23 protein-coding genes and 4 tRNA genes are annotated in these 22,170 nt (G+C 70.4%); 15 read left to right on the forward strand and 12 right to left on the reverse strand.

The window, feature by feature from the left end; translation table 11 throughout:
- Together ABD679_RS04040 and ABD679_RS04045 are read left to right on the forward strand one after the other, a co-directional pair.
- Positions 1-270 carry an acylphosphatase gene (locus ABD679_RS04040; RefSeq protein ID WP_344758649.1) on the forward strand — a complete coding sequence of 90 codons (270 nt, stop codon included), beginning with the start codon at positions 1-3 and terminating at the stop codon, positions 268-270.
- Positions 271-369: 99 nt separating this feature from the next.
- Positions 370-837, forward strand: coding sequence for a hypothetical protein (locus ABD679_RS04045; RefSeq protein WP_344758650.1), 468 nt, complete (start codon positions 370-372; stop codon positions 835-837).
- A 74-nt stretch (positions 838-911) separates the two neighbouring features.
- On the opposite strand, the gene ABD679_RS04050 is transcribed toward ABD679_RS04045, so the two are convergent.
- Genes ABD679_RS04050 through hemA form a run of 8 tightly spaced genes read right to left on the reverse strand, consistent with a single transcriptional unit; the run spans position 912 to position 6,940 of the window.
- Positions 912-1,355 carry a hypothetical protein gene (locus ABD679_RS04050; RefSeq protein ID WP_344758652.1) on the reverse strand — a complete coding sequence of 148 codons (444 nt, stop codon included), beginning with the start codon at positions 1,353-1,355 and terminating at the stop codon, positions 912-914.
- Between the two features lie 11 nt (positions 1,356-1,366).
- A complete protein-coding gene (locus tag ABD679_RS04055) occupies positions 1,367-1,507 on the reverse strand; it encodes a hypothetical protein (RefSeq protein WP_344758653.1) in 141 nt (46 codons plus the stop codon).
- Positions 1,507-1,845, reverse strand: coding sequence for a helix-turn-helix domain-containing protein (locus ABD679_RS04060; protein ID WP_344758654.1), 339 nt, complete (start codon positions 1,843-1,845; stop codon positions 1,507-1,509). Before ABD679_RS04060 ends, ABD679_RS04055 begins: the two co-directional genes overlap by 1 nt.
- A gap of 2 nt (positions 1,846-1,847) precedes the next feature.
- Positions 1,848-2,366 carry a molybdenum cofactor biosynthesis protein B gene (moaB, locus tag ABD679_RS04065; RefSeq protein ID WP_344758655.1) on the reverse strand — a complete coding sequence of 173 codons (519 nt, stop codon included), beginning with the start codon at positions 2,364-2,366 and terminating at the stop codon, positions 1,848-1,850.
- A 58-nt stretch (positions 2,367-2,424) separates the two neighbouring features.
- Entirely contained in the window at positions 2,425-4,113 is a 1,689-nt protein-coding gene (locus ABD679_RS04070; RefSeq protein WP_344758656.1) for an O-linked N-acetylglucosamine transferase, SPINDLY family protein, read from the reverse strand.
- Between the two features lie 16 nt (positions 4,114-4,129).
- A complete protein-coding gene (locus tag ABD679_RS04075) occupies positions 4,130-4,591 on the reverse strand; it encodes a GNAT family N-acetyltransferase (RefSeq protein WP_344758657.1) in 462 nt (153 codons plus the stop codon).
- Positions 4,592-4,593: 2 nt separating this feature from the next.
- Positions 4,594-5,679: a peptide chain release factor 1 gene (prfA, locus tag ABD679_RS04080; protein ID WP_344758658.1), complete on the reverse strand. Its 1,086-nt coding sequence runs from the start codon at positions 5,677-5,679 to the stop codon at positions 4,594-4,596.
- Complete coding sequence (gene hemA / locus ABD679_RS04085; protein WP_344758659.1) at positions 5,657-6,940, reverse strand: glutamyl-tRNA reductase; 1,284 nt, start codon at positions 6,938-6,940, stop codon at positions 5,657-5,659. The genes prfA and hemA overlap by 23 nt, the downstream gene beginning before the upstream one ends.
- 109 nt (positions 6,941-7,049) lie before the next feature.
- On the opposite strand from hemA, the gene ABD679_RS04090 reads away from it, so the two are divergent.
- From ABD679_RS04090 to ychF, 8 genes are all read left to right on the forward strand, one after another.
- Positions 7,050-8,735 (forward strand): tetratricopeptide repeat protein, encoded by a 1,686-nt coding sequence (locus tag ABD679_RS04090; protein WP_344758660.1) that lies wholly within the window; start codon positions 7,050-7,052, stop codon positions 8,733-8,735.
- The gene (gene lolB / locus ABD679_RS04095; protein ID WP_344758662.1) at positions 8,732-9,415 is read left to right on the forward strand and encodes a lipoprotein insertase outer membrane protein LolB; all 684 of its coding nucleotides are present in this window, start codon (positions 8,732-8,734) and stop codon (positions 9,413-9,415) included. The genes ABD679_RS04090 and lolB overlap by 4 nt, the downstream gene beginning before the upstream one ends.
- A complete protein-coding gene (gene ispE, locus ABD679_RS04100; RefSeq protein ID WP_344758663.1) occupies positions 9,412-10,293 on the forward strand; it encodes a 4-(cytidine 5'-diphospho)-2-C-methyl-D-erythritol kinase in 882 nt (293 codons plus the stop codon). Before lolB ends, ispE begins: the two co-directional genes overlap by 4 nt.
- A 33-nt stretch (positions 10,294-10,326) precedes the next feature.
- Positions 10,327-10,403: transfer RNA gene (locus ABD679_RS04105), tRNA-Gln, on the forward strand.
- A gap of 111 nt (positions 10,404-10,514) precedes the next feature.
- Positions 10,515-11,477, forward strand: a complete 963-nt coding sequence (locus tag ABD679_RS04110) for a ribose-phosphate diphosphokinase (protein ID WP_344758664.1) — start codon at positions 10,515-10,517, stop codon at positions 11,475-11,477.
- A 174-nt stretch (positions 11,478-11,651) separates the two neighbouring features.
- On the forward strand, positions 11,652-12,338 hold the full coding sequence (locus ABD679_RS04115; RefSeq protein ID WP_344758665.1) for a 50S ribosomal protein L25/general stress protein Ctc: 687 nt from the start codon (positions 11,652-11,654) through the stop codon (positions 12,336-12,338).
- A gap of 51 nt (positions 12,339-12,389) precedes the next feature.
- Positions 12,390-12,995 carry an aminoacyl-tRNA hydrolase gene (pth, locus tag ABD679_RS04120; protein ID WP_344758666.1) on the forward strand — a complete coding sequence of 202 codons (606 nt, stop codon included), beginning with the start codon at positions 12,390-12,392 and terminating at the stop codon, positions 12,993-12,995.
- A gap of 120 nt (positions 12,996-13,115) precedes the next feature.
- Positions 13,116-14,207 carry a redox-regulated ATPase YchF gene (gene ychF, locus ABD679_RS04125; protein WP_344758667.1) on the forward strand — a complete coding sequence of 364 codons (1,092 nt, stop codon included), beginning with the start codon at positions 13,116-13,118 and terminating at the stop codon, positions 14,205-14,207.
- Here ychF and ABD679_RS04130 read toward each other — a convergent pair.
- From ABD679_RS04130 to ABD679_RS04145, 4 genes are all read right to left on the reverse strand, one after another.
- Complete coding sequence (locus tag ABD679_RS04130; RefSeq protein WP_344758668.1) at positions 14,197-14,352, reverse strand: hypothetical protein; 156 nt, start codon at positions 14,350-14,352, stop codon at positions 14,197-14,199. The two genes, ychF and ABD679_RS04130, sit on opposite strands and share 11 nt — an antisense overlap.
- Positions 14,353-14,483: 131 nt before the next feature.
- Entirely contained in the window at positions 14,484-17,519 is a 3,036-nt protein-coding gene (locus ABD679_RS04135; RefSeq protein WP_344758669.1) for a TonB-dependent receptor domain-containing protein, read from the reverse strand.
- 122 nt (positions 17,520-17,641) lie between these two features.
- Positions 17,642-18,760: a FecR family protein gene (locus tag ABD679_RS04140; protein ID WP_344758670.1), complete on the reverse strand. Its 1,119-nt coding sequence runs from the start codon at positions 18,758-18,760 to the stop codon at positions 17,642-17,644.
- Positions 18,738-19,325 (reverse strand): RNA polymerase sigma factor, encoded by a 588-nt coding sequence (locus ABD679_RS04145; protein ID WP_344758671.1) that lies wholly within the window; start codon positions 19,323-19,325, stop codon positions 18,738-18,740. The genes ABD679_RS04140 and ABD679_RS04145 overlap by 23 nt, the downstream gene beginning before the upstream one ends.
- 122 nt (positions 19,326-19,447) lie before the next feature.
- Here ABD679_RS04145 and ABD679_RS04150 point away from each other — a divergent pair, with 122 nt between their 5' ends.
- From ABD679_RS04150 to ABD679_RS04170, 5 genes are all read left to right on the forward strand, one after another.
- Positions 19,448-20,530, forward strand: a complete 1,083-nt coding sequence (locus tag ABD679_RS04150) for a cyanophycinase (protein ID WP_344758672.1) — start codon at positions 19,448-19,450, stop codon at positions 20,528-20,530.
- Positions 20,531-20,567: 37 nt separating this feature from the next.
- Entirely contained in the window at positions 20,568-21,605 is a 1,038-nt protein-coding gene (locus tag ABD679_RS04155) for an isoaspartyl peptidase/L-asparaginase family protein (RefSeq protein WP_344758673.1), read from the forward strand.
- 120 nt (positions 21,606-21,725) lie between these two features.
- Positions 21,726-21,811, forward strand: a tRNA-Tyr gene (locus ABD679_RS04160).
- A 17-nt stretch (positions 21,812-21,828) separates the two neighbouring features.
- Positions 21,829-21,902 (forward strand) — tRNA-Gly (locus ABD679_RS04165).
- A gap of 47 nt (positions 21,903-21,949) precedes the next feature.
- Positions 21,950-22,025: transfer RNA gene (locus tag ABD679_RS04170), tRNA-Thr, on the forward strand.
- The last annotated feature ends 145 nt before the right edge of the window (positions 22,026-22,170 follow it).

Consider the following 22,170-nt stretch of genomic DNA (forward strand, 5'->3'; position numbering starts at 1 on the left):
GTGGCCGCGGCGCGCTTCCTGGTGAGCGGCCGGGTGCAGGGCGTGTTCTTCCGCGCGAGCACCCGCGAGCAGGCACAACGGCTGGGCCTGTGCGGCCACGCGCGCAACCTGCCCGACGGGCGCGTCGAGGTCGTGGCCGCGGGCACGGACGAGGCGATTGACGCGCTGGCGCAGTGGCTCCGGCACGGCCCGGCGAACGCGCGCATGGAAGAGCTGCGGCGCGAGGCGGTGGAGGGACCCGCAGTGAAGCAGGGCTTCGCGGTCCTGTAGGGCCGATACGGGCCGGCGTGCGCCGTTCCCGTGCCGGCCCTGGTGTTTGCATTATCTGGACCACGATTTCGATCGCGCACGACCGACAAGGAGGTCACCATGCAGGACAATCCCTACACAGCACCCAACGCGCGGCTGGATGCAGCCGGCGCCGCCGATGCGGTCCGCCTGTACTCGCCGGGCCAGGTCGCTGCGGCCGGTTTCCTCGGCGGACCCGTGGGGCTGATCTGGTTCCTGAAGGCGAACTTCGCGGCGCTGGGCAACTCCCGGCTCGAAACGAAGACGGTCGTGCTGGGCGTGGTCCTGCTCGTCGCGCTGGTCGCGATCATGCCGTTGCTGCCCGAGCAGTTCCCCGGCGTGCTGTTCACGGTCGTGTACATCTTCATCGGCCGGTACGTGGCCGAGAAGTACCAGCTGACCAGGAAGGCGATCGCCGAATCGGAACGTTTCACGCTCCATTCGAACTGGCGCGTGTTCGGGCTCGGGCTGTTGTGCCTGCTCGCATCGGTGGCGGTGATCGTGGTGCCGCTGATGCTGCTGGCGGCCTCGGGGGTCTGGACTCCGTGAAGCCGCGCGCGGCGATGGCTCAGTCCTCGAAGTCCGGGATCGGCCCGAGCACGCGGTAGCGCTCCTTCAGCGCCTCAGCGCGGCTGCGCGCCGGGCGAGGACAGGTCTTGCGAACGGTCCATCTGCTCGTCGTCGAGCGGAGGCGCGCGCGCGATCGCAGGCTGCACCTCGCGCTTCCAGCCAGGCAGGCTGCGTGCGGTGGCGGTCGCACCGCGTATGAGCTGCTGGCCGAGCCACGCCGGCACGCCGCCGTCGAGTCCGAACTGCTCGGCACTGCGCGGCGGGCGCCAGTTGCGCTGGAGGTGCCCGCGGAACTGTTCCTGCGCCGTCGGCGGCCGCTGCGCCGTGACGTGCAGCGTTTCCAGCGTCTGCGCGTCGTCCTGCGCATGGTCGTCCTGCGGCCTGGCGTCGTGCGCCGACGGCGGGCCGGGCGTCTGCGCATGCACGGGCCGGCCGCATGCCAGCGTCGCAAGCAGCGCCATCGCGCAGGCATGCGCCGGTGTGCGGACCCGGGACACGCAGCAGCGACTCAGGCGCCGAACGGGTGGAGCGGTGTCGGCGCGGAGTCAGGCGACTTCCGCGGCGTGCCGTCCGGTAGCGGGAGTGCGACACGCTCCGGTGCGACCGTCGCGTCGGGCAGGCGGTCGGGCAGGGCGAAGGACGTGTCCATCACGCTTTCCTGCGCGCCTTGTGGCCGGCCATGCCGCGCGCGACTTCGAGCAGCGCGCCCTGCTGGCGGGTGTTGAGGTCGCGGTAGGCCGCGAGCAGGTCGTGCTCGCCCTTGGTCCGCGCTGGATCAAGCGTGCTGGCCAGCTCCGAGAGCAGGGCGCTGGCAGGCACGCCGAAGGTGCGGGCGAGGGCATCGAGCTGGTCGCGTCCCGGCAGCTTGTCGCCGCGCATCCACGCCGACACCGTGGCCGCGCCGGCGCGCGGGATCGCCGTGGCGATATCGGTCACGGTCAGGCCACGGGCTTTCGCCAGCAACCGCAGGGTCTGGTCGATCGACATGCTCACTCCTTCAGCCGGGGCTTCAGTGTCGCCAGGTTGCACGGGCGGGTGCGTGCATCGAGCTGGGCGCGGATGATCTTCTCCCACGCCGTGCGGCAGGCGGACGTCGAGCCTGGCAGCGCGAACACGAAGGTGCCGTTGGCCAGCCCGGCGAATGCCCGCGACTGCAGCGACGAGGTGCCGATTTCCTCGAAGCTGACCGAGCGGAACAGTTCGCCGAACCCCGGCATCTGCTTGTCCAGCAGCGGCAGCAGCGCCTCGGGCGTGGAGTCGCGCCCGGTGAAGCCGGTGCCGCCGGTGACCAGCACGCCGTCGACGGCGTCGTCGGCGATCCACTGCGAGACCGTCGCGCGCATCCGGTAGCGGTCGTCGGGCAGCAGGCTGCGTTCGTGCAGGCGGTGGCCCTCGGCTTCGAACGCGGCGACGAGGTAGTCGCCGGAGCTGTCCTCGGCCAGCGTGCGCGAATCGGACACGGTCAGCACGCACAGCGACAGCGGGATGAAATCGGTCTTCGCGGTCATGGCGTGAAGCCTACGCCATCTGCCCGCGCGTGCGCTTGGGCGTAACGCGGCGCCGGTCTCAGGTGCCTGAGGCCATGGCGCGCGCCGCTGCCGCGAAGTCGCTGGCGAAGCCGGCCATGTCGAACAGGCCGGAGGCCTGCTTCGCCACCCGCAGTTGTTCGCGCAGCGCCTGCAGGCGCGCCGGTTCGCGGCCCAGGGCGACGGCGAGTGCGACGTAGGCGTCGTCGTCGCCGACGTTCATCGCGTCCATCCCGAGGTGGTGGTTGAGGCTGCCGGCCACGCGCGCGGCGAAGGTGTCGCCGGGCCGGCTCAGCACCGGGCAGCCGGCCCACAGCGCGTCGGACGCGGTGGTGTGGGCGTTGTAGGGATTGGTGTCGAGGAACAGGTCGGCCAGCTGCAGCCGGGCGAGGTATTCGTGCTGCGGCTGCTTGTCCATGAACACCAGCCGCGCGGGATCGACGCCGGCGGCGCGTGCGGCCTCGCGCAGGCGCTCGTTCGAGCGTCCCGGTCCGGACAGCAGCCACAGCACGCTGTCTTCCACGCCGTCCAGCACCCGCATCGCGCGCGCGAAGCTGGCCGGATTGAGCTTGTAGCTGTTGTTGAAGCAGCAGAACACCACGCCGCGCTCGGGCAGGCCGTAGTCGGCGCGCGGCCGCGGCGCGGGGATCGCGCGCGTCGTGTCGGAGGGCTGGAAGCAGCGCGGCAGGCGCACCACGCGCTCGCTGAAGTGCGGGGCCAGCGGCGGCGGCAGCACGAAGGCGTCGGCCAGCACGCAGTCGATCCATGGCGCGCCCGAGGTGCCGGGGTAGGCGAGCCAGTTCACCTGCACCGGGGCCGGGCGCAGCGCCAGCACCTCCGGTGCGCCGCCGCCGCCCCAGCCGCGCAGGTCGAACAGCACGTCGATGCCGGCGCCGCGGATCGCGGCGGCGACGCGGTCGTGCGGCATCCGCGCCACCTCGTGCAGTCGCGTGCAGGCCTGCAGGCGGCGGCGGATATCGCTGCCGTCGTCGGGGTTGAGCGCGAACAGCTGCGCGCGGATGCCGGCGTGCGCGGCGAGCGCTTCGAGGAAGGCGACCACGAGCAGCCCGGTCGGGTGGGCGCCGAAGCCGTTCGAGAGGAAGCCGATCTGCAGTTCGCCATCCGCAGGCGCCGCCGGCAGCGGCAGCGGCAGCGGGCGGATCGCGGCGGCGATCGGCGCGGCGCGCAGGCGCGCGCACTGCAGCTGTTCGGCGGCGCTGGCGTCCTCGCTCAGGAACGCGAACGGCTCGACCGAGGCCTGCGCGCGGCGCACCGACTCGCGCACCTGCCGCGAGAGCCGGTCGACGTCGCGCCAGTCGCACAGGCGCCGGCGCCAGGCCAGCAGGTAGGCAGCGACCAAGGGGTTGCCGGGTTCGAGCAGGTGCGCGCGGGCGTAGGCCTCGCTCGCCGCCTCGGCTTCGCCGATGTCTTCCAGCACGTGGCCCAGCCAGACGGCGATGCCGGGGTGCTGCGGTGCGTTGTTCGATGCCGCGCGCAGGCTGTCGGCGGCGGCGCGCAGGTCGCCCAGCATCCAGTGCGCGCGACCGAGGCGCGCGAGCGCTTCCGGATGTCCCGGCGCGAGCTGCAGCGCGCGCTGTGCGGCGGACGCACCGGCCCTGGCGTCGCCGGCGTCGAGTTCCGCGTCGGACAGCAGGATCCAGGCCAGGGCGCGCCGCGGTTCGCGCTGGACCGCGCGGCGGGCTTCGAGGCGGGGATCCTGCGGGAGCATCACCACGCCCGGCCGGTCAGCCGAAGGACCGCGAGTACCACTGCGTCGCGTCTTCCTGCCAGCCCGCGCTGCGGTACAGCGCGCGGGCGGCGGCGTTGTCGACGGTGGTTTCCAGGGCGATGCCGGCGGCACCGTCTTCGCGCGCGAAGTCGGCGGCGGCGTCCAGCAGCGCGCGGGCCACGCCCTTGCGGCGCGTGGCGGCGTCGACGTAGAGGTCGTTGAGGATCCACGTCCGCGCCATGCGCACCGAGGAATACATCGGGTACAGCTGGACGAAGCCGGCCATCGCGCCATCGCGCCGCGCCACCAGCACCACCGATTCGCCGAAGCGCAGCCGCTCGCGCAGCCACTGCCGCGCGCGCGGAACGTCGGAGGCCTGTCTGTAGAACCGGCGGTAGGCGTCGAACAGCGCGGCCAGCGCGTCCAGGTCGGCCGGGGTGGCGCGGGACACCGTGGTGTCCGGGGGCGTGGAATCCATGCTCATGCCTCCTGCGTCAGCCGCGCCAGTTCGTCGGCCTGGTGCTCGCGCGAGAGGCGTTCGACCAGTGCGTCGAGCGCGCCTTCCATCACGTTGGGCAGGTCGTACAGGGTCAGGCCCTCGACGCGATGGTCGGTGATCCGGCCCTGCGGGTAGTTGTAGGTGCGGATGCGCTGGCTGCGGTCGCCGCTGCCGACCTGCAGCTTGCGCGTGGCGGCGGTGGCGGCGGCCTGCTTCTCGGCCTCGGCCTCGGCCAGCATCGCCTTGAGCCGCTTCATCGCCTTGTCGCGGTTGGCGTGCTGCGAGCGCTCGGTCTGCGATTCGACCACGATCCCGCTGGGCACGTGGGTGATGCGGATCGCCGACTCGGTCTTGTTGACGTGCTGGCCGCCGGCGCCGGAGGAACGGTAGGTGTCGACCTTGAGGTCCGCCGGGTTGATCTCGACCGGCGGGCCGTCTTCCTCGACCGGGATGATCGCCACCGTCGCCGCCGAGGTGTGGATGCGGCCCTGCGATTCGGTCTCGGGCACGCGCTGCACGCGATGGGTTCCGGATTCGAATTTCAGGTGCGCATACGCGCCGCGGCCCTCGACGCGGGCGATCACCTCGCGGAAGCCGCCGTGCTCGCCGGGGCTGGCCGATTCGATCTCCACCCGCCAGCCCTGGCGCTCGGCGTAGCGCGTGTACATGCGCAGCAGGTCGCCGGCGAAGATCGCCGCCTCGTCGCCGCCAGTGCCCGCGCGCACTTCCAGGTACAGGTCGCCGTCGTCGCGCGCGTCGCGCGGGACCAGCAGCGCCATGAGGGCGGTGTCGAGGTCTTCCAGCCGCGCCTTTGCCGATTCGATTTCCTCGGCGGCCAGCTCGCGCAGCTCCGGGTCGTCCTGCATCGCCTGCGCGGCGGCGAGGTCGTCGCGCGCGCGGCGCTCGTCGGCCAGCGCGGCGGCCAGCGGTTCGAGCTGCGCGAATTCGCGCGAGAAGGCGCGGAAGCGGTCCTGGTCGGCCGCCACGCCGGGATCGGCGAGCAGGCGTTCGAGTTCGTCGCGTCGTTCGGCCAGTGCCTCGAGCTTACGGCGCAGGGTCGGCAGCATCGTCGTCCTTGTCGGCGGCCGCGCCGTGCATCAGCCGGTCGACGGCGTGCATCAGGTCGGTGTCGCCGCTGATCGCGGCCTCGCGCAGCGCCACGGTCGGCGCGTGCAGGAGGCGGTTGGTGAGGGTGTGGGCAAGGAAGTCGAGCACCGCCTCGGGCGATTGTCCAGCGGCCAGCTGCTGCCTGGCGCGCGCCAGCACCTCGGCGCGGGTGCTTTCGCCGTGCGCGCGCAGGCGCTTGAGCGGCGCGTTGCGGGTGCCGGCGGCAAGCACCTCGACGTAGCGGGCGACCTGCAGGTCGACGATCGCCTCGGCCGCGTCGGCGGCCTCGCGGCGGCTCTGGCGGTTGTCCTCCACTGCGCGCTCCAGGTCGTCGACGGTGTAGAGGAACGCGTCCTTGAGCGAGGCCACGTCCGGCGCGATGTCGCGCGGCACGGCCAGGTCGACCAGCAGCATCGGCCGGTGGCGGCGCGCGGCCAGGGCGGCGGCGACCTGCGCCTTCGACAGGACCGGTTCGCGCGCGGCGGTGGCCGAGAACACGATGTCGGCGAGGAACAGGTGGCGGTCGAGTTCGTCCAGCGGCAGCGCCACGCCGCCGTGGCGCGCGGCCAGGTCCTGCGCGTGCGCGTACGTGCGGTTGGCGACCAGCAGTTGCTTTACCTTGGCCTGGGCGAGGTGGCGCGCGGCCAGCTCGATGGTTTCGCCGGCGCCGACCAGCAGCACGGTCGAATCCGACGGCTGCGCGAACGACTCCTGCGCCAGCCGCACCGCCACCGACGCCACCGACACCGGGCTGTTGCCGATGCGGGTTTCGGTGCGCGCGCGCTTGGCGGTAACGAAGGCATGCTGGAACAGCCGGTCGAGCTGCCCGCCCAGCGTGCCGGCGCCGCGCGCCAGCGACCAGGCGTGTTTGACCTGGCCCAGGATCTGCGGCTCGCCCAGCACCAGCGAATCCAGCCCGGTGGCGACCCGGAACAGATGCCGCGCCGCGTCCCCGTCCTGGTGGCGGTACAGGTAGGCATGCAGCTCGTCGCTGCCGGACGGGTGCGTGGCCAGCCATTCGACCAGCGCATTGCCGTCGCCCTCGGCCACCGCGTACAGCTCGGTGCGGTTGCAGGTCGACAACAGCGCAACCTCGCGCACCTGCGGCAGCGCGCGCAGCTGCGCCAGCGCGGGCGCGATGGCGTCGTCGCCGAAGGCGATGCGCTCGCGCAATGCGACCGGTGCGGTCTGGTGGTTGATGCCGAGTGCGAACAGGCTCATGGATGGCGGGCTGACCGGATGCAAAGCGCTCTGGGAGCGTCCTGCATTCAGGCGCTTGCGATAAGCTCGTTGGACTTGAGGCCCTCATTTTACGGCCCGGCCGCCCCAGATGCCCGTGACACTCCGTTTCAAGCCACTCGCCCTGCCGTTCGCCCTGCTGTTGTCCGCCTGCCTGGCCGCGCCGCCGGCACTGTCCCGGCAGCCCGAAAAGGCTCCGGTCGACACCCTGACCGCCACCATGGCAGGCGAATTCGCCGTGCAGTCCGGGCGCCTGGACGAGGCCGCCGACTGGTACCTGCAGGCCGCGAGCAGCGCCGACGGCGACGCCGGCCTGGCCGAGCGCGCCACCCGCATGGCGCTGCTGGCCAACGACAACGACCGCGCCGCCCGCGCCCTGGCGCTGTGGCGCGAGCGCGCGCCCAGTTCGCTGCAGATGGTGGCTGCGCAGGCCACGCTGTCGCTGCGCAACAACAACCTGCGTGCCGCGCGCCGCCAGCTCGAATCCCTGCTGCGCGACCCCGACCCCCACGGCTGGGGCTACGCCGTCGCGGCGCTGGGCAGCGGCAGTCGCAGTCCCAAGGCAGCGGCCAAGGTGCTGGGCCAGCTGGTCGATTCCGACGCCATCCCCGACAACCTGCAGGCTTGGCTGGTGATGGGCGGGCTGGCGCAGCGGCTGGGAGTCCCGGCGCTGACCGAGCGCATCGTCGACAAGGTCATCGCGCACTTCCCCGACGAGCCGCGCGTGGCCCTGCTGCGCGCCACCCAGCTGCGCGAGGCGGGCAAGACGGAGCAGGCCCGCGAGGTGCTGGCGAGGCTGGCACGGGCCGAGCCGATGGGCGCGGACCTGCGGCTGTCGGTCGCGGTCGAATTCAACGCCCTGGGCGATACGCGCGAGGCGGCGGCGGTGCTGGCCCGCGGCCCGCAGGACGACCAGGTCTACCGCCTGCGCGCCTCGCTGCTGGCCGATGCCGATGACAAGCAGGCGCTGGAAGCGCTGTACGGGGAGCTGAAGCAGGACTCGGCCAGCCCGGATCCCTCGCGCCGGCTGCTGCTGGGCCAGGTGGCCGAATTCTTGGAGCGCCACGAGGAAGCCCTGGAGTGGTACCGCGGCGTGCCCGGCGGCCCGCAGCGCGCGCAGGCCCGGCTGCGCACCGCCAAGGTGCTGCACGACCTCGAGCGCGACGACGAAGCCTGGACCGAGCTGCGCCAGATCCAGTCCGACGCCTCGGTGGACGACGACGCGCGCCGCGACGGCTACCTGCTGGAGGCCGAGCTGCGCCGCGAAGCCGGCGACGCGGACGGCGAGTTCGATGCCTACGCGCGCGGCCTGGCCGCCTACCCCGATGACCCCGGCCTGCTGTATTCGCGCGCCCTGATGTGGGAGCGCCGCGACGACATCCCGCGCGCCGAGGCCGACCTGCGCAAGATCCTCGTCGCGGACCCGGAAAGCATCCCCGCGCTCAACGCGCTGGGCTACACGCTCGCCGACCGCACCAACCGCTACGAGGAAGCGCTGCAGCTGATCGACCGCGCCCGCGTCGCCGAGCCGGACAATCCCGCGATCATCGACAGCTACGGCTGGGTGCTGTACCGGCTGGGCCGCAACGAAGACGCGCTGGTCGAACTGCGGCGCGCGTTCTCGCTGCAGAAGGACGCCGAGATCGGTGCCCACCTGGCCGAGGTGCTGTGGGTGACCGGCAACCGCGACGAGGCGCGCCGGTATTTCGACGAGGCGCGCAAGATCGACCCCGAGAACCGCTCGCTGCAGCGCGCGCTGGAGAAGACCGGCGCATGAAGACGCTGCATTCCCTCGCCGCGGCCTGCTGCCTGGCGCTGGCCGGCTGCGTCAGCGTGCCCGATCGCGGCGGCCCGGCGATCGGCGACCTGCCGGCTACTGCCGAAGCGGCGGCGCTCGCCGCGCAGCAGGCCCGCGAACAGCGGGTGCGGGCGCTGCCGGTGCTGGCCTTCAGCGGCCGGGTCGCGCTGTCCAACGGCCGCAACGGCGGCACCGGCCGGATCGAATGGCAGCAGTCCGGTGACCGCTACGAGGTCACCCTGAGCGCGCCGGTCAGCCGGCAGAGCTGGCGGCTGGCCGGCGATGCGTCCTCGGCCACCATCGACGGCATCCAGGGCGGCCCGCGCAGCGACAGCGACGTGGAGCGCCTGCTGCGCGACGCGACCGGGCTGGACATCCCGGTGGGCGCGCTGGCCGCGTGGGCCGGCGGCGCGCGTGCGGACGAGGCCACCTTCGGCCCCGCGCGGCTGGCGTTCACCGGCGACGGCCGGCTGGCGCGGATCGAGCAGGACGGCTGGACCATCGACTATCTCGGCTGGCGCGAGGAGCATCCTGGTGAAGGCCAGCCCGGTGACGGCCAGCCGCCGCTGCAGCTGCCCGACCGTATCAACGCCGCGCGCGGCGAGGCGAAGGTACGGCTGGCGATCGACGCCTGGTCGTGGGCGCCGGACAGTCCGTGACCGCGCCGCCGGACGCGGGGGCGGGCTGGTCGCAGTGGCCGGCACCGGCCAAGCTCAACCTCTGCCTGCGCGTGGTCGGCCGCCGCGCCGACGGCTACCACCGCCTGCAGACGGTGTTCCGGCTGCTGGACTGGGGCGACACCATCGGCCTGCGGCCCCGCGCGGACGGCGTGGTCGCCCGCCACGGCGACGGCGCGCCGGGCGTGGACGAGTCGTCCGATCTGACCGTCCGTGCCGCCATGTTGCTGCAAACGGAGTCGAAAACGCCGCGAGGTGTCGACATTGTCGTCCAAAAGCGCATTCCGGTCGGCGGCGGCTTTGGCGGCGGATCGTCCGATGCGGCCACCGTGCTGCGCGCGCTCGACCGCCTCTGGGGGCTGGAACTGGGCGTCGAGCGGCTGGCCGCACTGGGCCTGGCGCTGGGCGCGGACGTGCCGGTGTTCGTCCGCGGCCGCAACGCCTGGGCCGAGGAGGTCGGCGAGCGCCTGACCCCGCTGGACCTGCCGCAGGCCTGGTACCTGCTCGCCGACCCCGGCGTCCACGTCGCTACCGCTGAACTCTTCCATGCCCCCGAATTGACGCGAAATGCCGCGCCCGCGACAATATCCGACTTTGTTTCAGGTGCTTCGCTCGGCAACGCGTTCGAGCCCGTGTTGCGCCGCCGCGAACCGGCCGTAGAAGCCATGTTCGCCGCGCTGGCGCAAGTGGGCTCGCCGCGACTGACCGGGACGGGCAGCGGCTGCTTCGTCGAATTCCCGGACCGGGAGTCCGCCGAAGCCGCGCTGGCGCGGTTGCCGGCCGGCCTCAGGGCCTGGGTGGTGCGCGGCGTGGCGCGGTCGCCGCTGCTCGACGCGCTGGATGCATGGCAACACCCGTAGGCAGGCAGGGCAGAGCGAACGTTTTCACACCGCAGGGGCGTCGCCAAGAGGCCTAAGGCACCAGGTTTTGATCCTGGCATTCGCAGGTTCGAATCCTGCCGCCCCTGCCAATCGACGGGAACCGGGAATCGCGGGATCGGCTGGCATCGTGCCGGCGTCCCCGGTTTCCCAATCCCGACTCATCCACCGCAACGGTCAGAGCGCAGCGGAGCACGACGCAGATGAAGAACGAGGACGGCAACCTGCTGATCTTCTCCGGCAACGCGAACAGGCCGCTGGCCAAGGCGGTCTGCCGCGAGCTCGGCGTGCGCCAGGGCAAGGCGCTGGTCTCGACGTTCTCCGACGGCGAGGTCCAGGTCGAGATCGAGGAGAACGTCCGCCGCCAGGACGTGTTCGTGGTGCAGCCGACCTGCGCGCCGACCGCCGAGCACTTCATGGAGCTGCTGGTGCTGATCGACGCGCTCAAGCGCGCATCGGCCGACAGCGTCACCGCGGTCGTCCCGTACTTCGGCTACGCCCGCCAGGACCGGCGCATGCGCTCCTCGCGCGTGCCGATCACGGCGAAAGTCGCGGCCAAAATGATCTCCACCGCCGGCGCCGACCAGGTGCTGACCGTGGACCTGCACGCCGACCAGATCCAGGGCTTCTTCGACATCCCGGTCGACAACGTCTACGCCTCGCCGCTGCTGCTGGCCGACATCTGGCGCGCGCACGGCACCGACAACATGGTGGTGGTCTCGCCGGACGTGGGCGGCGTGGTCCGCGCCCGGGCCATCGCCAAGCGACTGGACGACGCGGACCTGGCAATCATCGACAAGCGCCGGCCGAAGGCCAACGTGGCCACGGTGATGAACATCATCGGCGACGTGGCCGGCAAGATCTGCGTGCTGGTGGACGACATCGTCGACACCGCCGGTACCCTGTGCGCGGCCGCGGCGGCGCTCAAGTCGCAGGGCGCGACCCGGGTGGTCGCCTACTGCACCCATCCGGTGCTGTCGGGCGCGGCGATCGACAACATCACGCGCTCGGAGCTGGACGAACTGGTGGTGACCGACACGATCCCGCTGTCGGAAGCGGCTGCCAGCTGCGGCCGGATCCGCCAGCTCAGCGTGGCCGAGCTGCTGGCCGAGACCATCCGGCGCATCGCGTTCGGCGAATCGGTGAGTTCGCTGTACGTGGATTAGGTAATACGGGACTCGGGACCCGGGACTCGGGACTCGGAAGATCAAAGGCGACAGCGCTTCTGACTTTCCGGGTCCCGGGTCCCAGTCCCGGGGCCCAACCCGACTCTCCTGGTCGCGGGAGAGTCACCAAGTCGCCGCGAGGCGAATCAACACAAGAAAAGTGAGTAAACACAAATGTCAGACAACAAGCTTTCGGCCAAGAGCCGCAGCGACGAAGGGAAGGGTGCGAGCCGCCGCCTCCGTCACGCCGGCCAGATCCCGGCCATCGTCTACGGTGGCGGCAGCGATCCGCAGAGCATCCAGCTCGAGCACGAGAAGACCTGGGTCGCCAGCCAGAAGGAATGGTTCTATTCCTCGATCATCGACCTGGACGTCGACGGCAAGCTGGAGAAGGTGCTGCTGCGTGACATGCAGCGCCATCCGTACAAGCAGCTGATCATGCACATCGACTTCCAGCGCGTGAACCAGAACGAGGCGATCCGCATGTCGGTGCCGCTGCACTTCGTCAACGGCGAGCAGTCGCCAGCGGGCAAGGCCGCGGACGTGGTGATCATGCACGAGCTGACCGAAGTGGCGATCAGCTGCCTGCCGGGCGACCTGCCGCTGAACATCGAGGTCGACCTGTCCAAGCTGGAGCTGGGCGACACCATCCACCTGTCGAGCCTGGTGCTGCCCGAGGGCGTCGAGATCCCGCAGCTCAAGCTCGGGCCCGACCATGACGTGGCCATTGTCGTGGCGCGCCAGGGCCGCGTCGAAGCCGAGCCGGCCGCCGAGGGCGAGGGCGAAGGCGAGGAAGCCGCCGCCGCACCGAAGGCCGCCGGGGACGAGGCCGCGGACGACGCCGAAGGCGAGGAGAAGTAATCGCCGCCGCCGCTGCGCCCCGCGCGGGCGCAGCGTGCGGCTGCCATTGCGATGGAAGGCCTGCGACTCATCGTCGGGTTGGGCAATCCCGGCCCGGAACACGCACGGACCCGGCACAACGCCGGGTTCCGTTTTGTCGACGAGCTCGTGGAGAAATCCGGCGAGCGTTTCAAGGTCGACGCCAAGCTGTTTGGCGAAACCGCGAAGGTGCACGTCGGCGGCCAGGGCGTCTGGCTGCTCAAGCCGGCGACCTTCATGAACCTCAGCGGCAAGTCGGTGCTGGCCGCGATGCGGTTCTGGAAGATCGAGCCGGAACAGACCCTGCTGGTCCACGACGAACTCGACCTGCCGCCCGGCGTGGCGCGGCTGAAGTTCGACGGCGGCCACGGCGGCCAGAACGGCCTGCGCGACACCATGCGCCTGCTGGGGCACGGACGGTTCCACCGCCTGCGCATCGGCATCGGCCATCCCGGCCACAAGGACCGCGTCACCCCGTGGGTCCTCGGCCGCGCCTCGGCCGGCGACGACGTCGAGATCGCAAGGGCGATCGACGACGCACTCGACGTGCTGCCGCTGGCGGTCGCCGGTGACTTCAACGAGGCGATGAAGCGGTTGCATACGAACCGGGACCGGGGACCCGGGACCCGGGACTCGTAGCAGTCCCCCGTGCGGACGCGATGTCCGCCCATTTTCTTTCCAGTCGGATATCAGTACCCATGAGCCTTGCCCTGCTTTTCCGCAGCCCCGAGTCCCGAGTCCCGAGTCCCGGAGTTCCCCGTGGGAATTAAATGCGGCATCGTCGGCCTGCCGAACGTCGGCAAGTCGACCCTCTTCAATGCGTTGACCAAGGCGGGCATCGCCGCGGCCAACTTTCCCTTCTGCACGATCGAGCCGAACGTGGGCGTGGTGCCGGTGCCGGACCCGCGCCTGAACGCGCTGGCCGAGATCGTCAAGCCGCAGAAGGTGCTGCCGACGGCGGTCGAGTTCGTCGACATCGCCGGCCTGGTCGCGGGCGCGGCCAGCGGCGAAGGCCTGGGCAACAAGTTCCTGGCCCACATCCGCGAGGTCGACGCGATCACCCACGTGGTGCGCTGCTTCGAGCACGGCGACATCGTGCACGTGTCCGGCAAGGTCGACCCGATCGCCGACATCGAGACCATCGACACCGAGCTGGCGCTGGCGGACCTCGAATCGGTCGACAAGTCCATCGCCCGCTACGAGCGCGTGGCCAAGAGCGGCGACAAGGACGCCAAGGCCCGGATCGAGGTGCTGCAGAAGCTGCGCGCCGCGCTCGACGAGGGCAGGGCGGCGCGCACGGTAGAACTGGACGAGGACGAGCGCGGCCTGCTGCGCGAGCTGTTCCTGCTCACCCTCAAGCCGGTGATGTACGTGGCCAACGTGCTCGAGGACGGCTTCGAGGACAACCCGCACCTGGACGCCGTGCGCGCGCGTGCCGCGCGCGAGGGCGCCGAGGTGGTGCCGGTGTCGGCGGCGATCGAGGAGGAGTTCTCGCAGCTCGACGACGCCGACCGCGACGAGTTCCTGGCCAGCATCGGGCTCGAGGAGCCGGGCCTGAACCGCGTGATCCGCGCCGCCTACAAGCTGCTGGGCCTGCAGACCTACTTCACCGCCGGGGTGAAGGAAGTGCGCGCCTGGACGGTCAAGGCCGGTTCCACCGCGCCGCAGGCCGCGGCGGTGATCCACACCGACTTCGAGAAGGGCTTCATCCGCGCCGAGACCATCGGCTACGACGACTTCATCAAGTACCGGGGCGAAGCCGGCGCCCGCGACGCCGGCCGCCTGCGCCTGGAAGGCAAGGAATACCGGGTGCAGGAAGGCGACGTGCTGCACTTCCGCTTCAACGTCTGAACGCGTTGCCCGGAGCCGGCGGGAAAGCCGTCTGCTTTCGGACCATCGGGCAAGAAGAGCCAGCAATCGTCGTGCCTTCAAGGGAAACCCTGATCAATTCGTTCTTGATCGGCATTCCCCCGAACGCGGAAATGACCGCGATCATTCGGAGCTCCCCCGGCGCTTGTTGGCCACCGCGCAAGCCGGAACCGGTCTGTTCACGGGCACGTTCTTTGACTCTCGGGGACCAGAAAAAAGCCCTCCATCCAGGAGGGCTTTCCGTATCCGGGTTGGCAACTACAGCGGCTTGCCGCCGAACTTCCAGGTGAAATCCAGGTAGTACGTACGCCCCATCGTGTCGTACCAGTTGAAGTTGTAGAACGGGTAGTCGATGTTGCTGAAGTCCCGCGGCGGCATGGCGTTGGTCAGGTTGTTCACGGCCAGCGAAATACGGGCATGGTCGTTGATCCGGTAGCCAACCGAGGCGTTGTAGCGCCAGGTGGCGGGCAGGTATGCCTTGACTTCCGGCAGGTAGTCCTCGTCCCAGTCCTGGTACCAGAAGTTCTCATCGGTGGGGATCTTGCCCAGGCGCGATGCGTACAGCGTGGCATCCCAGTCGTTGAACTCCCAGCCGATGCGGGCATTGAACTTGTTGCGCGGGATGTCGTAACCGCTGTTGATCGCGAGCATGTCGACCAGCGTCGCATCGGGGGCATCCTTGCGTTCGTGCGAGTTCACCCGGGTGTAGTTGGCGGAAAAACGGAACGTGCCGGCCCCGGTTTCCAAACGGTAATTGGCGCTGGCATCCAGGCCGCTGGTCCTTTCCATGCCGATGTTCACGTAGCCGCCGTGGACCGAGGCGATGTGGTTGTCCGCGCCGCTGCGCACGACGCGCGCGATGGTGTCGGCGCAGAACTGCGAACCGGGATCCTGGTCGATGCCCAGGCGGCAGTCGTACTCGTCCTGCAGGATCTTGTTCACGCTCAGCGATTGCGTCTGGTTGCGCATCTCGATGTCGTACCAGTCCAGGGTGAAATCCAGCCCCGGCATCGGCGACCACACCACGCCCGCGGTCCAGGAAGTGCTGGTTTCGGGCTCCAATGTCATGTCGCCGCTCCGATCCAGCTGGAAACCCTCGTTGGAGAAATCGCAGTCGCCGAACGGGACGTCAGGCTGCTCGGTGGCGCAGCGGTAGTAATCGATGCCGCCGCTGTCGACGGAACCCTGGCCGGCGTACAGGTGGTGCAGTTCCGGCGCGCGGAATGCGGTGCCGTAGGATCCGCGGACCAGCAGCGTGTCGATGGGCCGCCATTCCAGGCCGCCGCTGTAGGTGAACTTGCTCTGGGTGCGGCCGGAATAGCGGTACTGGTCATAGCGACCGGCCATGCTGAGGTTCAGGCTGTCGAGCACCGGCATGCGCAGTTCGCTGGCAAGCGCCCAGCGTTTGCGGCTGCCGTGGCCATCCTGGTCCTTCCAGCCCCAGTAGTAGAAGGAGTCGCCGGTGGCCTTCGGGTCGGTGTTCAGGTCGTAGCCCTGGTTGCCGAACTCGGCCGTCGCGGCAATTCCCGCTGCGCCGCCGGGCAGGTCGAACAGGCTCGCATTGGTCACCGTGAACGACAGCGTCTCGTTGTGCGACTCGGGGTTGTACACGATGTGCGCCAGCATCGAGTCGAGCTGTGCGGTGGTCAGCGGCGTGTAGAAGCGATCCAGGTCGCCGCCATAGATGGGATAGCCGTCGTCATCCGTGCCCAGTTGCGGGCCCATGAAGAAGTCGTTGGCCACGTCGGCAACGATGCGTGGCCAGCTCACCTTTGCCTTGTACCGCGAGTAGCTCAACGCCGCTTCGTAATCCCAGTCCTGGGCGAAACTGCCGCGAAAGCCGGTACTGAGGCCGATGGTCTTGCCTGTGGTTTGGGTGAAGCTGTTTTGCACGCCACCCAGTTCTTCGGGCGTGAACCGGCGGCGCCACCACTCGAGCTGGCCGGTGCTCTGGTTGAAGAAGTAGTCGGTGATGGCATCGGTCTGCGCCGTTTCCCAGGTGGGCAAGCGACCGAGCTGCTTCATCTTCTGGTAGCCCAGCTGCACGTCGGCGAACCATTCCGTGCCGCCGCCGAAGTCGTAACTGAAGGAGCCGTAGGCGGTGATGCCGCGGCGCTGGTGGACGATGGTCTTCAGCGCGACGGCGGTATCGCTGCCGCAGTAGGATTCGCCGTAGCGGTTGTCGGTGACGTAGTGGGAATCGCGGTTGCCCGGCGCGTTGCAGGTCGCTTCGCCGGGGTCGAGCCAGTCGTCGTACCAGTCGCTGCGGGCGAAGTAGTCCACCGGCCTGTAGTAATTGTCGAAATCGGCGACGTCCCGGGACGAATCCTGGCGGTCGCGCTGGTAGCCCCACAACGGCTTCTGCTCGTTCAGTTCAACGCCCATCACCGCGTTCAGGCCGCCACGCGAGAAGCCGCCGGCCAGGGTCAGGTTGTACGACTCGCCGCCGCCAAGCTCGGTATCGCCGTAGCGGAAATTCATGGTCAGGCCGTCGGCCTGCTTTTTCAGGATGATGTTGACCACGCCGGAAACCGCATCGGAGCCATAGATGGCCGAGGCGCTGCCGGTCAGCACTTCGATGCGATCCACCATGCCCAGCGGAATGCCGGAAATGTCGGTGGCGCTGACCCCGCCATCCATCGGCAGGGGGAAGTCGGCCAGGCGGCGACCGTTGACCAGCACCAGGGTGTGGTTCGGGCCCAGGCCGCGCAGGTCGACCTGCTGCGCACCGGGGGTGAAGTCCGAGTTGCTGATCGATTGCGGGCTCTGGGTTGCGCCGTTGTTCTGGGTCATGGACCGCATTACTTCCGGCATGTTGGTGAAGCCGCTGGCGCTGATCTGCTCGGCGGTGATCACGCTGATCGGCGAAGGCCCTTCGATCTGGGCACGCGGGATGCGCGAGCCGGTGACCTGCACGGCCTGCAGTTCGGTGGTGTCCGGTTCCCCGGCAGGAGGCGGATCCTGCGGGGCGGGCGCGGCGGCGCGCGGAGTCGCCTGTGCCTGGATGCCGTCCTTGACGATCAGGACCGCGCCCGACGCGTCGCGCCGCGGCACGTAGCCGGTGCCCTGCAGCAGGCGGTCGAGCGCGGCGTCGGCGGGCAGGTCGCCCTGCACGCCCTGGGTGCGCGCGCCGCGGACCTGGTCGGGCCGGTAGATGAACTGCGCCCCGGACTGCCTGGCCAGACGGTCGAGCGCGGTGGCCAGGTCGCTTGCCGGGATGTCGATCCGGCTGGCGGGTTCGGCCTGGGCGTGGGCGGCCATCGCCAGCAGGCAGGCTGCGGCGATGGGAAGCATGCGGATGCGACTGGACAAAGGACCCCTCCCCGATGGCGGGCGACGCCCGCTCTCCTCCTTAGCTGACGAACGAACGACCCGAATCCCGCCTGCCCGGCGCGGGCGGCGCATCCGTGCGGCGCTCAGTTGCCATGCACCACGATCGCCGCATCGCCGTACTCGGCGCGCACCGGGAATCCCTGTTCCAGCAGCCGCACGAACGCCTCGGCGTTGGACCAGCGGAAGTTGCCGCCGATGCGCAGCGCGCCCGCGTGCGGGTCGGCGATGACGATCTTGCGGGCGTTGTAGCGATTGAATTCGGCGGCGGCGGCGGCCAGCGTCGTGTCGTGGAAGGCGAGGAAGCCGTCGCGCCAGCTCAGCGCCTGCAGCGCCTGGTCGACGCTGCCGGCGTGCACGACCATGCCGTGCGGCCCGGCCAACGCCACGCTGCCGGCCGGCAGCAGGGTGGTGGGCTGGCGTTCGCCGCCCGCGCCCGGGTCGGATTCCAGGCGCACCAGTCCCTCGGTCACCACCACGCGCACGCCGTCGGCATCCCGGCGCACGGCGAAGCGGGTGCCGACCGCGACCGCGCGGTGCCCCGCCGCGGCGACCACGAACGGGCGCTGCGGATCCGTGGCGGCGTGGAAGAACGCCTCGCCGCGCTGCAGGTCGATGTGGCGTTCGCCGCGCGAGAGCGCGACCACGATGCGGCTGTCGCTGCTGAGCGTGGCCTCGGAGCCGTCGGGCAGCGCCGTCGTCTCCAGGGTGCCGACCGGCGTGTCGTACGCGACCGGATGGACCGCGGGCGAATGGGCGCGCCAGCCCAGCGCCAGCGCCAGCGACACGGCTGCCATCGCGGCCGCGGCCGCGGCGACGCGATGCGGCCGCGACCGGGTGTCCCGCCGCCGCGGCGCGAACACGAGCGCGGCCGGCTCCAGCGGGCCGGGCCGGGCCGCGACCGCCTGCGCATCGCCGGCGGGCGGGGGACGCATGCCGGCGGCGGAATCGGCTTGGCCGAGCGCCTGCCGCCGCGACCATTGCCCCGGGGCGGGCACCGTGCCGGCAGGCAGCCCGGCCCCGAGCGCCTTCAGCCGGCCGCTTTCGCGCCACGCCGCCTCCAGGCGCAGCCAGGCGACGCGGTGCGCGGTGGATGCCGCCAGCCAGTCGTCCAGTCCGGCCTGGTCGCGCGCAGCCCAGCCCCCCGCATCGCGCCGGGCCAGCCAGGCGGCGGCGGTGCGTTCAATCCGGATGCTGGTGGCCATGTCCTTCCTCATCCTCGGCCTCCGCCGTGTGCGTCCGCGCGGGCCCGGGCGCCTGTCCGTTGCCGTAGAAGTAGCCGGCCATCAGCCGGACGCCCTTGGCGACCTGCTTCTCCACCGTCTTCTCGCTGATGCCCATCCGCGCCGCGACCTCCTTCTGTGGCAGGTCCTCGACCCGGCGCAGCCACACCACCTCCCGGCAGCGCGGCGGCAGCCGGTCGAAGGCCGCCCCCAGCCGAAGCAGGACCTGGCGCGCGTCCAGCCGCCGTTCCGGGGACACCTCGTCTATCAAGACGTTCAAGGCGTCCGGATCACCCATCGGTTCGATCGACACCACCCGGCCGCGGCGCAGGCGGTCGGTGATCAGGTGGCGGGCGGTGGCGAACAGGAAGGCGCGCGGCGCGGTCGGGCGGCACTTGCCGGCCGCCTCGTAGACGCGGATGTAGGTTTCCTGGCGCAGGTCATGGATTTCGGCGCGATCGGACCAGGCGCGATGGAGGAAGGACACCAGCGCCCCCTCGTGGACGAGGATCTCGCGTGCGAACCAGTCGTCCAGGGAATCGTCCATTCTCCACGTTATATCGCCATACCGGTGCGAAGCGGCAGTGGCTGTGGCCATCCGGGGTAGGGAAACGGGCGCATCCGCTCGTCTTCCTTCCCGACCGCCACTGCCGCGAGGGAAACCAGCGCATGTCCCTGTTCGCGAAACTGTCCGCCTTCCTTGTCCGTGGGCGGACGCGCCTGTTTTTTTCCGGCGCCGTGCTGGCGGCATGCCTGCTGTCGGGCGTCGCGGTCGCGGCGTCGCCCGCGCCGGTCGCCGAGGGCGATGGCTATCGGTACTACGCGATCGGCGACCTGGCCGCGGCCAGGCCGGGGCCGGTGGAGCCGGGCCTGATGCTGGTCGGCGGCGGCGAATGGCCGTACGACGCCTTCCGCTGGATGATCGCGCGTGCCGGCCATGGCCACATCGTGGTCCTGCGCGCGTCCGGCGCCGCCGAGGCCCAGGACGAGTTCTACAACGCCATCGGCGGCATCGCCTCGGCGCAGACCTTTGTCTTCAGCGATCGCAAGGCGGCCAGCGACCCGGCCGTGCTCGCGGCCATCGCGGCGGCCGACGGGATCTTCATCGCCGGCGGCGACCAGTCCAACTACGTGCGTTACTGGAAGGACACGCCGCTGGGGGCCGCGCTCGACCGCCACGTGCGCGAGGGCAAGCCGCTGGGCGGGACCAGTGCAGGGCTGGCGATCCTCGGCGCCTGGACCTACGGCGCGATGGACGGCGGCAGCATGACCTCGGAGGTGGCGCTGCGCGATCCGCTCGATCCCGGCATGACCCTGGTCGGCGACTTCCTGCACCTGCCCTATCTGGAGCAGGTCATCACCGACAGCCATTTCGCCCGGCGCGACAGGCTTGGCCGGCTGGTGGCCTTCGTCGCCAGGCTGCGCAGCGATGGCGTGGCCGGCGCGGTCGGGCTGGGCATCGACGAAGGCGCTGCGCTGTGCATCGATGGCGACGGCGTCGGCCGGCTGTACCCCGGCGACCAGGACGGCTTTGCCTGGCTGGTGCGGCCCACGCAGCCGCCGGCGCGGGTGGTGCGCGGCCAGCCGCTGGAATTCAGCGACGTGCAGGTGACCGGCATCGGCGCAGACAGCCGCCTGCGGCTGCCCGGCCTCGAAGTCCAGGCGCCGGCCTTCGAAAAGGTCGCCCGGGCGAGCGGTGGCGAGCTGGTACTGCGTGACGCCGCGCCATTTGCGCCTGCAACCAGCCGCTAGAATCCCCCGCTCCTCCATTCTCCCGGGAACCCTCGACATGAACGCACTGCGCCCCCTGTGTGCCGCCTTGCTGCTGTTTGCCGTCACCCCGGTGTTCGCCGCGGAGGACGCCGCCACCGTGTTGGTGATCCATGGCGGTGCCGGCCTCCAGCGGGAGGGCACCAGCCAGGCCGACGAGGCCGCGCTGCGCGCCGCGATCACCCAGGCGTTGCGCAAGGGCCACGCAGAACTGGCCGCCGGCAAGCCGGCGCTGGACGCGGTGACCGCCGCGATCACCGTGCTCGAGGACGACCCGCTGTTCAACGCCGGCAAGGGCGCGGTGTTCACCCACGACGGGCGCAACGAACTGGATGCGTCGCTGATGGATGGCGCCACCCGCATGGCCGGGGCGGTCGCCGGCGTGCACCACGTGAAGAACCCGATCCTGCTCGCCCGCGAGGTCATGCAGCACTCGCCGCACGTGATGATGGCCGGCGATGGCGCCGAGACGTTCGCTAAAGAGCAGGGTGTCGAACTGGTCGACCCGTCCTATTTCCGCACCGAACGACGCTGGAAGCAGCTGCAGCGGGCGCTGAAGGAGGACGCCGCCGGGCAGGCCCACGCCGAACCGGAGGTCGCCAAACACTTCGGCACCGTCGGCGCCCTGGCCCTGGACCGGGAGGGGCACCTGGCGGCCGGCACTTCGACCGGCGGGATGACCGACAAGCGCTATGGCCGGATCGGCGATTCCCCCGTCATCGGTGCCGGGACCTATGCCAACGGCCAGTGCGCGGTGTCCGGCACCGGCTGGGGCGAGTTCTACATCCGTGTCTCGGCAGCCCATGAGATTTGCGCCCGTATGGCCTATCTCAAGGAAACGCCGGCCCAGGCCGGCGCGGCCGTGATCAACGAGGAGATTCCCGGCATGGGGGGCGACGGCGGCGCGATCGTCCTGTCCGCCAGCGGCCAGGTGGCGATGCCGTTCAACACCGAAGGCATGGCACGCGGCTGGATCGGTGCCGACGGCGTGCCCCACGTGGCGCTGTATTCGGACGAACCGCTGGCCCTGCCCGGCGAGGCCACCACGGCGCCGTGAGCGGATCGCGGCCGGCAGGGTCCGGCTGCGCGGCGAGGCGAAGAAAAAACGCCTGCCACCGTTGACATGCTTTCGCCCGCCGGTCAAAATCGCGGGCTGTTTCGTGGGTTTGCAACGACCGGAGGGATACCCAAGCGGCCAACGGGGGCAGACTGTAAATCTGCTGGCTTACGCCTTCGGTGGTTCGAATCCACCTCCCTCCACCACGCCGGTTCCGCAGTCCGCGGGAGTAGTTCAATGGTAGAACCTCAGCCTTCCAAGCTGATGGTGCGGGTTCGATTCCCGTCTCCCGCTCCATTGCAACTTTCTTCCGCTGGCGCACGCAAACCACTGCAATCCAATTCGCTCACGTAGCTCAGTCGGTAGAGCACCTCCTTGGTAAGGAGGAGGTCGATGGTTCGATTCCATTCGTGAGCACCATCTCCAGGCAACACGCAACACCGCTCCACCACATTCCGCATTCAGCCACCACAACAGTTCAGCGAGAAGCACAGTCATGGCCAAGGGTAAGTTCGAGCGCACCAAGCCCCACGTGAACGTGGGCACGATCGGTCACGTGGACCAC

The sequence above is a fragment of the Luteimonas lutimaris genome (assembly GCF_039537065.1).
GTDB classification, from domain to species: Bacteria; Pseudomonadota; Gammaproteobacteria; order Xanthomonadales; family Xanthomonadaceae; genus Luteimonas; species Luteimonas lutimaris.